This window comes from Listeria floridensis FSL S10-1187 (assembly GCF_000525875.1).
Classification (GTDB): Bacteria; Bacillota; Bacilli; order Lactobacillales; family Listeriaceae; genus Listeria; species Listeria floridensis.
Genome location: NZ_AODF01000004.1, coordinates 83300 through 94802, shown reverse-complemented (window position 1 = coordinate 94802; position 11503 = coordinate 83300). Strand labels below are relative to the sequence as shown.

Below are 11503 nucleotides of genomic sequence, written 5' to 3'. Positions count from 1 at the left end.
TTTTCCGGAACATATGGAGCAGATATTTCTCGTGTTCGTCTATTCGTAAACGGAACAGTTGTGACGCAAGCACAAACAGATGGAAGTGGAAATTACACAATTCCAAACGCAGCTAACTTCATTAAATCTGCAAGTGATGTAGTAAAAGTAGTTGGCGTTGATAGTACATTTGCCCAACGTGCAGAAACTTCAATTGTAGTGCGTTAAAAACATTTTATTGAAAATGGGAGTTCGGCTGATCTTCCAGAAACAAAATAACTTCAACCAAGAAAAACTTTGGCACAACTAAAGAGCATACAAGAGAGACCGGTTAGCTTGGCTAACCGGTCTTCGCTTTTCAAGGATGTTCATTCCGAAATAGATTTGCTATAATTATATTAAAGTATAAGTATAGGGTGAACAAAATTGAATGAACCGAGTAATAATTTGAAGCTAATCACACTTGAATATGTCTATGATCCTGAGTTTTATTTCGTGAACTTCCAAGAGACAAAGTTTGATACGGATTCGAGACTTAATGAAAACCATCCAACGCGCAATGAATTACTTTATACGATGTACTGGTTAGAGTGGAAAGGCTTTGTTTTACGTAAGCAGCCATATATGGATACGAAAAAAACCTATTTTATTACCGATAAAGGTAAACTGCTTTATCAGCAGTTGAAAAAAAGTGAACATCTATAAATCGGATTCTTTGGTTTAAGAATGACAAGGCCACAGTCAGAGCTTCTCCAGCTTTCTAAAAAAACAGCTTCGTTGTATACTTAAATTAGATTAAGTGCATCAGGGGGGAGAACGATGTGGCGGCCGACTGACGAAGAACAAAAAATGGTATTGTCTTTTATCCTAGATCCTGAATTTGTCTTGATTAATATGCAGCAAGATTCCTTTGCTCATGCCAAAATGACGATTTCTAAGAATGAATTTTTGCGCGTCTTATACTGGCTTGAGCAGGAAAATTTTCTCATTAGGTTGAAAAATGTTCCTTATAACCAAAAAAAGTATTTTTTAACGGATAAAGGTGATCTGCTCTACCGCAAACTATCCGCAGATGAATAACAATAAAAAAGCGAAACCGGTGAGGGTTTCGCTTTTTTATTTCAGACGTTTTCCCATCACAATGTTTGTATAACTGTTTACAGTTACTAAGTAGTAAATGATATACATCACGGTATAGCTAGCCGTGCTGATCACAACAGGAAGAGTTAGATCAAGATCGAGCATCTTCGATAAACAAACGAGTGCGATACTGCTGTGAGCAATACCAAGCACAAGTGGGATTAGGAAAATCACCAGTACCTGTTTTGCGATGCTGTACCGAATTTCTTTACGGGTCACACCGATTTTTTTCAAGATACCGTAAGTACCAACATCGTTATAAGCCTCGGTCAGTTGCTTGAAGTAAATAATGCTTCCCGTTGCTGCTAAGAAGACGAGCCCGATAAACATTCCGATGAACATTAGGACACCAGCGGTATTCATCATACTGCGATAAACAGCAGGGTAGCTTTGGAAAATGGTATCTTTAGGCAGGACTTCTTGTATTCGGTCACTAAGTGTATCAGCCGTTTTAGGATTCTTAACTTGGATCGACTGAATTTTCATTGACGGCTTTTGTGTAATCTTGGCTGCTTGTGTATCCGGCAAGATAAGCGTTCCAGCAAAAATGGATTGAATAACAGAATGGTTGCTATATTTTAAATGTAGAGGTGTTGCTTTTCCATTTAAATTTATAACTGTTCTATTAGGTTTTATTAAGTCATCCCGACCGCCCACATAGATGGAAGGGATAAGAAGAGCTTCATCTGTGCCGATTTTAGGCGTAGTTTCTTTTGGATAGAATGCTTTGAACAGTGTCATATAATCAGATTGTTTCATAACTTGGAAACCGCCCTCATCTGCCAGACTTTCATCAATTTTAGGTGCGGAGGAATCAAGCTTTACATGATATAGCGCGGTTTCTTGCTCAAAAGTAACCGAATGTGTTTTGTCCGAATTTGCCGTCCTTAGAATTTTGTCAGCCGTCTTTTGATTAGTCGGAACCATATATTCAAAGCTCGCAATCACTTGTTTTTCTGCGTTTTTATTGACGTTGTAGTAAAGACTTCCAATTGCTCCGATGCTTGAGAGTGTTGTCGCACTTAAAATTGCAATCACAGACAATGTTTTCGCATTTGAAGCAATGCGGAAAGCAAGCTGGGAATTCGTGATAATATTCGTACCGCGGTAAAATGTACGTTTGTTTGAACGCAGCTTTTTAAGCAGATACGGCAAGAAAAAAAGTGATAAATAGAGCGGTACCGATAATGGTTAAAGCCAAGATTATCACGGCTGTGTAGCCAAACCCAAGCGATTTCCAAAGCGAATGTTTTGCGGTTAGCGGCTGAAGCGCGATGAAGTAGCCGAGCCCGATAAAGCCAAGCGCAATGATCGAGAGGATCAGGGACGGGCGAGGCGATTTTTCACGTTTTGCTTCGGAATGAAATAAATCAAGCAGGGAATTTCTGTAAATAATCTGGAAACCGAGAAGTGATGTAAATAAGGTGATTAAAAGAAAGACAAGCCCAGTGCTAAGAACAGCTTCCCAGGAGAACGCGAACGTGCTGACGACTTCATAATCCATCATATTTAGCAAAATCGCAACGAACAGCTTCGAAAGAAAAGTGCCGAGGACAATACCGATGATCAGCGCGCCGATCCCCATGATGAAGTTTTCGTAAAAAAGCAGCCGCCCAATTTGAGCTTTGCGGAGCCCAAGTAGCGAATACAAACCGATTTCCTTTTTCCGCTTGCGTGTGAAAAAATTATTGGAATAGAGAATGAATATCGCAACAAAGACAAGCAGAATAACCGAAGCAGCAGAAAAGGCAACCGAAAGCTTATCCGAACGGTCAATTCGCTCAATGACAGCTGGGTCCTTTGAAAGAACTACAAAGGTATAATAAATCATGATCGAAAAAATCATCGAAGCAAAATAAAGAAAATAATGAATGAAATTATGTTTGATATTTTTCTTGGCGATGTCAAATAACGTCATTCATGTCTCCCCCTAATTTAGCTAAGATATCAAGGATTTTCTGAAAGAATTCTTTGCGTGTCTTAGTACCGCGGTAGATTTCCGTGTAGATTTCCCCGTCTGTGATGAAGAGTATCCGTTTACAGAAACTTGCCGCGAAGGCATCATGCGTCACCATCATGATCGTGGCGTTATTTGTTTCATTTAAATCACGCAAACTTTCAAGTAAATCAGCTGCCGATTTTGAATCAAGGGCACCAGTCGGTTCATCTGCAAAAATTAAATTTGGGTTCGTGATAATGGCTCGGCTAGCGGCTGTGCGTTGCTTTTGCCCGCCAGAAATTTCATTTGGATACTTGTCTAGAATCGAGCGGATCGAAAATGTGTCTGCGATTTTATCAATGGCCGCATCAATTTCAGTAACGGGACGCTTAGCCAGAGCAAGTGGCAAAATGATGTTTTCGCGAACCGAAAGAGTATCAAGTAAATTGTAATCTTGGAAAATAAAGCCGAGGCGATCACGCCGAAACAGCGACATCTCTTGTTCGTTCATAGTTTCAAGATCTTTCCCAGAAATTTTAATTTCTCCAGAAGTTGGCCGATCAATCGTTGAAAGGACATTTAAAAGCGTAGATTTCCCCGCTCCGGAAGGACCCATAATTCCAACGAATTCGCCTTCATTAATTTCTAGATTGATATTAACAAGGGCTGTATAGACATTGCCCTTGCTGCCGTATACTTTACGGACATGTTGTGCTTTGAGTACAGGTTCCATTGTTATCCTCCTCAGAAATGAGTATTTCTTTACTTTTAAGTCTAACCGAAAAAAAGTAGCTCTGCCCGTCAGCAAGATGACAAAATGGCAAATGAGCCTTACATTTTCGTCACGAAGCAAGAAAAAAGCTCGAATCAATTCAGCTGATTCAAGCTTTTTTTCTTGCTTGTTAAATTGTAAAGAAGGCTTCGATATCTTTTTGTGGAAGTAGATTGCCGACGAAAAAAGCACCAAATTCGCCAAAGCGGGCACTAGTTTCGTCGAAGCGCATTTCTGTGACGATGCGTTTAAAATCAAGTGCATCATCTGCAAAGAGAGTGACGCCCCATTCGTAATCGTCAAGCCCAATCGAACCACCGATAATTTGGTTCACTTTACCAGCGTAAGTCCGACCGATCATCCCGTGTTCGCGAATCATCCGGCGGCGCTCTTCCATATCCAGCATATACCAGTTATCTACCCCTTCGCGCTTTTTATTCATCGGATAGAAACAGATATGTTTTTTTGATGGAAGTGCCGGGTATAGCCGCGCCCGCACGTGTTTGTTTTCAAATGGATCTTCATCACCTGCCATGTGAGCAGCTAAATAATTGCTCAGTTCGACAACGGAAACATAGGAATATGTCGGGATGAAGAAATCCGCAATTTCAAGCTTGTTGAAACGATTTTCGATCGCATTTAATTCTTCAAGTGTAGATCTCAATAAGAAGAAAACGAAATCCGCTTTTTGACCGACAATTGTATACAACGTTTGTTCCCCTTCACCGATAGTTTTCGTGATTTCCAGTTCAGCCAAAAATTGATCAAACTCCGTTAAGATACGTTTACGGTCAGATTCAGAAAGCTCGCGCCAGCTCGTCCAATCTACCGATCTGAAATCATGCAGACAGTACCAGCCGTCAAGCGTTTGTACAGCTTCATTCATGTGTGTCACTCCTTTTATGTAAATAAATTCACTTAGCTTGATTTTATCATAGCTGCGCCGGAAAGTCTTTTTTTTCTGGCTGAAAAGAAGGGGTTTTCTTTCGTCAAATTGATTTGGCCAAGCGAACTCGCGCAAAAAAAAGACTCCCCATCTGAAGAGTCTTTCAAAAAATATTAGTTAAGCGGCGGTGTTGAGACAATCGCTGTTAGTGTTCCATCAATCGTCCAGTTCGAAATATCGTTTGGCAAAAGGAAATGATCGCCTTTTCGAATACGAGTCGAATCAAAGTCGATCGAAAGCACGCCTTCACCATCTAAAATACTTACGAGTGTATACGGGGCAGTGGCTTCAAACTTTGCAGTGCCGTCAATTTCCCATTTATAAACACTGAAGAAATCATTTGATACAAAAGTAGTAATATCCGCATCGCCGTTCCGCTCCGTCACGATATCCAGTTTTGCATCTTCGTGCGGAATGGTTGTCACGTCGATTGCTTTATCAAGGTGGAGCTCGCGCTTGTTGCCTGCTGCATCAGTTCGGTCGTAGTCATACACGCGGTATGTCGTATCCGAACTTTGCTGTGTTTCAAGTACAAGTGTGCCGGTTCCAAGTGCATGAATCGTTCCGCTTGGGACATAATAAAAATCGCCCGGTTTAATCTTTACTTTGCGTAAAAGTTGATCCCAATTGCCTGCTTCAACAAGTTCGGTGAATTCAGCTTTTGATTGTGCCGTATGACCATAAACAATTTCTGCCCCGTCTGCACAGTCAATAATATACCAGCATTCCGTTTTACCGAGTTCGCCGTTTTCATGTGCATGTGCATAAGCATCATCTGGATGGACTTGTACCGATAAATCCGTATTCGCATCCAAAATCTTTGTGAGTAGCGGAAAATGAGCTTCACGCGGATTGCCAAATAGTTCTGGATGCTCTTCCCAAAGCTCGGTAAGGGTTTTACCTTGATAGGCGCCGTTTTTTACTGTGGAAGGACCATTTGGATGTGCTGAAATGGCCCAATCCTCTCCCGTTTTGTCAGATGGAATGTTGTAGCCGAAATAATCATGCAGTTTTGTGCCGCCCCAAATGCGATCCTGAAAGACAGGATTTAAAAATAATGCTTCCTTCATTATGAAACCTCCAGTATTTTATCTCTTATCAACGAATAAAAGTATATACTAATTTAACAGAAAAATCTACTCGTTTGTGTGTAAGAATCCCCGTTTCTTTAAGGCTTTAGTCAAGCGGGATAGTAGGATTTGTCGTAGAAACTTGCGATTCGTTCGGTATAGCCAACACTTCCTTCACGTTCAGAAAACGGGATGATCGTTTTATCGTAGGCTTCAAGCAGCGGAAGAGTATCTGTTCGATAGGTTTCCTCGAAATAGGACGCTTCTTTTGGCAGCCGCGGCTTTACTGGCGGGTTGCTCGCTGGTGTTCCAATACAAAGTCCGACAATCGGAAGTACCATCTCAGGAAGTTCGAGAAATTCGGAAACGGCGTCTATATCACGTCTGATTCCGCCGATACAAACAGTGCCGTATCCAAGACTTTCCGCGGCAGTTAAAGCATTTTGGCAGGCAAGCCCGACATCGGTTGCTGCGACGAGCAATAAATCGGCTTCCTGCTTTGTGCTAAAACTTTTTTGATGAAGCTCGCTTGCAAGGGATACGCGATAAAAATCGCCGACAAAGACAAGAAAAATGGAACAATCTGCGACATAAGGGTTGCGTGTCAGTTCTGCAAGTTTTGCTTTGCGTGCCGCATCTTTTATGCCGATGATTGAATAGTGCTGGCCGTTAATCCAAGAAGGGGCGCTTTTTGCAGCACGAATGATTAGGTCAAGTTCATCTTCTGGGATTGTTTGTCCGGTTTGATAAGCGCGGATTGAGCGGTGTGCAAGCATTTGATTGATAACATGATTCATTGATTTTTCACCTCATCAGTTTATTTTCTTTCAGTATAGCGTTTTTTAGCAGTGCTGTTAATGCTTTACTTGAAAAAAAGGCCAAGATTTTCTACACTTAATAGTGGAAGAAGGTGGCGCAGTTGGAAATGAATTCGCAAGATAAAGATCGAAACTGGCTTGAAGCAACTTTTTTGACGACGGAAGAAGCTGCACGTTTTCTCGGCGTTTCAAGACAAGCTTTATTATCGCTTGTGAAACGTGAAAAAATACCATGTGCGAAAAAAGGAAAAACCTTGCTGTTTCACAAGCTTGATCTCAAGCAACGGCAGGAAGAGCAAATGAATTTACGAGATAAATTTCGGCCGTACGATCGCTAAACAAGTTTGTTGTTTTGGAAACAAAAAATACGTATACTTGAATGAAACGAATAAATCGGAGGCAGTGAAAATGAATAAAGAAGAAGAGCTGACGGCGAGTTTCAGAGCGTTGTTCGACAAGCGTGCTTGGCTGGATAAAACCGAGATGGAAGAGCGGCTTAGGGGTTACAAACCTTCTGAGGTACATACGATTGAATACATTGAAAAGCTTCCGGAGCCGAATGTAACGAAACTTGCGGCGGCACTTTATGTGACACGCGGTGCAGTAAGCAAACTCACAAAAAGGCTGATCGCTAAGAAACTGATCGAAAGTTATCAAAAAGAAGATAATAAAAAAGAGATTTTTTTTAGGCTGACGCAGGAGGGAAGAGAAGTGTTTGATACTCACGAAGAGTTGCATAAACAATTTCGTGAACGTGACAAAGCCGTATTTGCAGAAATCACCGATGAGCAGTACGATATGATGATCAGCTTTATAAACCGCTACAGCGAGCATCTCGATGCTGAAATTGAAAAAGCCAATATCCATTTGAATTGAAGTTAAACCATCCCGCATTTTATGCGGGATGGTTTTTTGTTGACAAAGAAACAAAAATTCGATATTATTTTGTTGACAAAGAAACAAAAGGAGATGTTCATGATTTCATCGCATCAAAACAAACCATCTAATTCAAAACCGACTGTAAAGAAACATGCGTTATTTGCGGGACTTATTTCGGTTTTCTTAATCGGGATTGGCTTTAGTATTATCACACCCGTTGTCCCTTTTCTCGTTGCACCATATGTGGAAAGTTCGAGCAGCCAAGCTGTGATTGTCACGCTACTTACGTCTGTATATGGGATCTGCATGTTTTTCTCGGCTCCGATTCTCGGCGCACTGAGCGACCGATTTGGACGGCGTCCGATTCTGATTATTAGTTTGCTTGGCGCCGCTATCGGGTTTCTCATTTTCGGGATTGGCGGAGCACTTTGGGTGCTTTTTCTCGGCCGGATCATTGAAGGCATTACGGGCGGGAGCATCAGTACAATTTTCGCTTATTTTGCGGATATTACGCCAAGTGAAGAGCGAACGAAATACTTTGGCTGGATCAGCGCGGTAACGGGTGTTGGAACGGTTATGGGGCCTACGATCGGCGGTTTGATTGCCTCTCAGTTCGGAAGTGCTGCGCCGCTTTATTTTGCGGCAAATATTACTTTTTTGAACGTGATTTACGCTTATTTCTTTTTATCGGAAAGTCTTGAGAAGAAGTACCGATTGAAGCAGATCACGGCACGGAGGTTAAATCCATTTGTACAGTTGATCGAGATTCTGGCTGTGAAAAACTTGAACCGCCTGCTCTTAGCTGCATTTTTGCTGTTTGTGCCGAGCGGCTCGCTTCAAGCCATTTTGTCGCAGTTTACGATCGATACGTTCAGCTTGAAACCTGCTTTGATTGGTTTGATATTTTCGATTTTAGGTGTGCAGGATATTGTCTCACAAAGCTTGATCATGCCACGGCTACTGCGCAAAATGAGCGATAAGCAGATTGCGCTTTTCGGGATGGCGGCAGAAGCTTCCGGCTATATCTTGATTGCCATTTCAGCTCTTAACGGTTCTTTTTTGGCTGTTTATCTGCGGGATGTTTATTTTCGGATTCGGCGATTCAATTTTTGGCCCGTCGTTTAACGGTATGCTGTCGAAATCTGCTGAAACAAGCGAACAAGGGCGAGTGCAAGGCGGAAGCCAGTCGATTCAGTCGCTTGCGAGGATTATTGGGCCGATTCTCGGAGGGCAGGTTTATGTGCTCTTCGGTCATGCTGCCCCGGCTCTTATGGGAGCTGTCTTAATCGTTTGCGCAAGTCTTGTTTTATATCGCGGCGTCCAGATGGTTAAATCCTAATCTTCGCACAAGAAAAACCGTCAAGCAACTGCTTGACGGTTTTTTAGTCAATTTAAGATCGTAAGTGTTCGGGCAGTTTTGTTTCTGTTTCACAAGCTTCTTCCAGTTCGCAAGCGGCACAATTTCCTTTTTTGCTTCGCTTGACATAACGAACGAGCGCATAAGCTGTGTAACCAAAAATCAAGCCACCAAGCAACAGGTTAACTAGGATGCTAAGCAAGTTTTTACGCTCCTTTCTTAGATAAAAAGTCGTCCAACTTGATAGAAGATAAGGACGATGACGTAAGCTGTTGCGAGCGGGTAAGCTACGGCAAATGCAGTCCATTTCAAGGATGCAGTTTCTTTGCGAATTGCAGCTACAGTCGCAAGGCACGGAATGTAAAGCAAAATGAAAAGCATGAAGGCATAGGCGGAAAGCGGCGTGTAAAAACCGGCCACGATGCTTGACAGGCTGTTTTCGCTGACGGAATAGATGATCGCCATTGTTGAGATGATCACTTCTTTTGCGAGAAACCCTGGAATCAATGTAGCTCCAGCTTGCCATGTGCCAAAACCAAGCGGCGCAAGAATTGGTGCAAGGAAACCGCCGATGATTGCAAGGAAGCTTTCGCCCATTGGGACGTCAAAGCCTCCGGGACCAGCGTAATTAAGCAGCCAAATGATCACTGAACCAGCAAAGATAAATGTGCCGGCTTTTTTCAAAAAACCTTTGCCTTTTTCCCATGTACTGCGCCAAAGTGTTCGCAGCGAAGGAATGCGGTAAGGCGGAAGTTCAACGACAAATACAGAGTTTTCTTTTTTCAAAATCGTGACGGATAAAATCTTTGTCACAACAAGAGCCATCACAATGCCGATCACATAAAGTGAAAGGACGATGAGCGCTTGGTATTTGGCAAAGAAAACGCCAGCAAAGAGTGCATAGACCGGAAGCCGTGCTGAGCAGGACATGAACGGTGTAATCAAGATGGTTAATGTCCGTTCTTTCGATTCTTCAATCGAGCGTGCAGCCATGATTCCGGGAACGTTACAGCCGAATCCGATGATCATCGGGATAAACGCTTTGCCGTTTAAGCCGAACAGCTCCATAATTCGATCCATCACAACAGCAATTCGAGCCATGTAACCGGAATCTTCTAAAACAGAAATGAAAAAGAAAATAATCAAGATTTGCGGAATAAAAACAAGCACGCCGCCAACGCCTGAAATGATGCCGTCTGTCACCAGCTTAATCAGGAAGGTTGAGGTTCCGATTGAGTCGAGGAGAGAAGCGGCTCCTTCTTTAAAAGGGCCATTAATGAAGCCGTCAAGTAAATCTGATAACGGCGTCCCCACCCAAGTAAAGGTGATTTGGAAGATCAGCCACATAATGCCGAGAAAAATCGGGATACCGAAAAAGCGGTGTGTCACAATTCGGTCGATTCTATCTGAAAAAGGCAAATGAGCATTTTTGGTATGTTCAACGGCACTTAAACAAATATCGGCGATAAAGTTAGTGCGGACTTGATGAATGTGATCGGCTAACTGAGAATCAAGTTTGTTCGCGGCATCACGCCGAATTTGTTCTGCCCTTGGATAAAAATCTTGTTCGCGAAGGGCGTCAAGGATAACAGAATTCTCGGTCAAAAATTGCAAGGCCAGCCAGCGCAATTCTTTTTTTGCTCTTATTCCAGAAAAAAGTTTTGAAAGCTCTTTAATCGCCTGTTCGATGGTTTCACCGTATTCGAGTACGAGCGGGTTTTGCGGCGCCTGATGTTTTTCCGTAAGTGCTGCGAGCAGTTCGTCCGTGCCTTTGCCAGAACGTGCAATGACCGGAAGAACCGGAATTTTAAGTGCACGGGTCAGTTTGGGAATATCAATTTTGATGCCGCGAGCGAGCGCAACATCGACCATGTTCAGCCCCATCACAACAGGAGCACCGTATTCGAGCAGTTCAACAGTAAGATTTAAATTGCGTTCAATTTGCGAAGCATCGACAATATTGAGTATCGAATCGAAAGACTCTTCATATAAAAAACGCGCAACGACACTTTCATCGCGCGAAATCGGATTTAAGTCATATATACCTGGTAAATCAATCAGTTTGCCTTTTTTTTTCGCGAAGTGTGCCGATTTTCTTTTCGACGGTAACCCCGCTCCAATTGCCAACATATTCATAAGAACCTGTCAGTGCGTTAAATAATGAGGTTTTCCCTGTATTCGGATTTCCAAGCAGACAATAATTACCGGCCATTTAGTTCGACCATAATTTCGCAAGCATCACAGTTTCTAATGCTGATATATTGCCCTTTTGTTTCAAATGTACAAGGCCCTTGCAAAATTCCTTTTTGCTTAATACAGAGTTCACAGCCTTCGCTGCAACCAAGTGCGAGCAGTCGTCTTTTAAGCAGCTTGCTGGAAAGATTCAGTTTTGTAATCGTCACGCGATCGCCTACAGATGCTTGATTCAACTGCATATCCATTTCCTCCCGTGTCTCAATACGATTGTTGAGAATCATTATCAGTCAAGTTCATTCTATCACGAATGGGGAAAAAGATGAAGTCATTTTGCTGAAATTTCAAAAGTTAGCTTGCGAATTAGTCTCTCGCCACTTCGCCGCGTAAAAAGTGCGTTGCCATTTGGC

At 42.4% G+C, this 11503-nt stretch carries 10 protein-coding genes and 4 pseudogenes; 6 read left to right on the top strand and 8 right to left on the bottom strand.

Annotated features, from left to right (window positions below):
- From MFLO_RS15655 to MFLO_RS02825, 3 genes are all read left to right on the top strand, one after another.
- On the top strand, positions 1-207 hold a 207-nt coding region (locus tag MFLO_RS15655; RefSeq protein WP_036096217.1), incomplete at its 5' end, for an immunoglobulin-like domain-containing protein.
- A gap of 198 nt (positions 208-405) precedes the next feature.
- The gene (locus MFLO_RS02830) at positions 406-684 is read left to right on the top strand and encodes a DUF3116 family protein (RefSeq protein ID WP_036096216.1); all 279 of its coding nucleotides are present in this window, start codon (positions 406-408) and stop codon (positions 682-684) included.
- A gap of 114 nt (positions 685-798) precedes the next feature.
- On the top strand, positions 799-1059 hold the full coding sequence (locus MFLO_RS02825; RefSeq protein WP_036096214.1) for a DUF3116 family protein: 261 nt from the start codon (positions 799-801) through the stop codon (positions 1057-1059).
- A gap of 36 nt (positions 1060-1095) precedes the next feature.
- Here the strand turns inward: MFLO_RS02825 and MFLO_RS16930 are convergent.
- From MFLO_RS16930 to MFLO_RS02800, 5 genes and pseudogenes are all read right to left on the bottom strand, one after another.
- A pseudogene (locus MFLO_RS16930) lies at positions 1096-3037 on the bottom strand (ABC transporter permease).
- Complete coding sequence (locus MFLO_RS02815; protein WP_036096213.1) at positions 3024-3791, bottom strand: ABC transporter ATP-binding protein; 768 nt, start codon at positions 3789-3791, stop codon at positions 3024-3026. Before MFLO_RS02815 ends, MFLO_RS16930 begins: the two are co-directional and overlap by 14 nt.
- 169 nt (positions 3792-3960) lie before the next feature.
- Entirely contained in the window at positions 3961-4716 is a 756-nt protein-coding gene (gene hemQ / locus MFLO_RS02810; RefSeq protein WP_036096236.1) for a hydrogen peroxide-dependent heme synthase, read from the bottom strand.
- Positions 4717-4889: 173 nt separating this feature from the next.
- Positions 4890-5846: a mannose-6-phosphate isomerase, class I gene (manA, locus tag MFLO_RS02805; protein WP_036096212.1), complete on the bottom strand. Its 957-nt coding sequence runs from the start codon at positions 5844-5846 to the stop codon at positions 4890-4892.
- Between the two features lie 66 nt (positions 5847-5912).
- A pseudogene (locus MFLO_RS02800) lies at positions 5913-6643 on the bottom strand (NADPH-dependent oxidoreductase).
- A gap of 128 nt (positions 6644-6771) precedes the next feature.
- Here MFLO_RS02800 and MFLO_RS02795 point away from each other — a divergent pair.
- The 3 genes and pseudogenes from MFLO_RS02795 to MFLO_RS02785 all read left to right on the top strand — a co-directional run bounded on the left by MFLO_RS02795 (position 6772) and on the right by MFLO_RS02785 (position 8882).
- Positions 6772-7002 (top strand): helix-turn-helix domain-containing protein, encoded by a 231-nt coding sequence (locus MFLO_RS02795; RefSeq protein ID WP_036096234.1) that lies wholly within the window; start codon positions 6772-6774, stop codon positions 7000-7002.
- Between the two features lie 70 nt (positions 7003-7072).
- Positions 7073-7540 (top strand): MarR family transcriptional regulator, encoded by a 468-nt coding sequence (locus MFLO_RS02790; protein ID WP_036096210.1) that lies wholly within the window; start codon positions 7073-7075, stop codon positions 7538-7540.
- A 93-nt stretch (positions 7541-7633) separates the two neighbouring features.
- Positions 7634-8882 (top strand): annotated as a pseudogene (locus MFLO_RS02785) (MFS transporter).
- A 52-nt stretch (positions 8883-8934) separates the two neighbouring features.
- Here the strand turns inward: MFLO_RS02785 and MFLO_RS15000 are convergent.
- The 3 genes and pseudogenes from MFLO_RS15000 to MFLO_RS02775 form a co-directional block, all read right to left on the bottom strand.
- Complete coding sequence (locus MFLO_RS15000; protein ID WP_173400570.1) at positions 8935-9093, bottom strand: FeoB-associated Cys-rich membrane protein; 159 nt, start codon at positions 9091-9093, stop codon at positions 8935-8937.
- A gap of 179 nt (positions 9094-9272) precedes the next feature.
- Positions 9273-11112: pseudogene (feoB, locus tag MFLO_RS02780) on the bottom strand (ferrous iron transport protein B); the annotation flags it as partial.
- The gene (locus tag MFLO_RS02775; protein WP_036096209.1) at positions 11102-11335 is read right to left on the bottom strand and encodes a FeoA family protein; all 234 of its coding nucleotides are present in this window, start codon (positions 11333-11335) and stop codon (positions 11102-11104) included. The gene MFLO_RS02775 and the pseudogene feoB, both read right to left, overlap by 11 nt.
- Positions 11336-11503 lie beyond the last annotated feature (168 nt).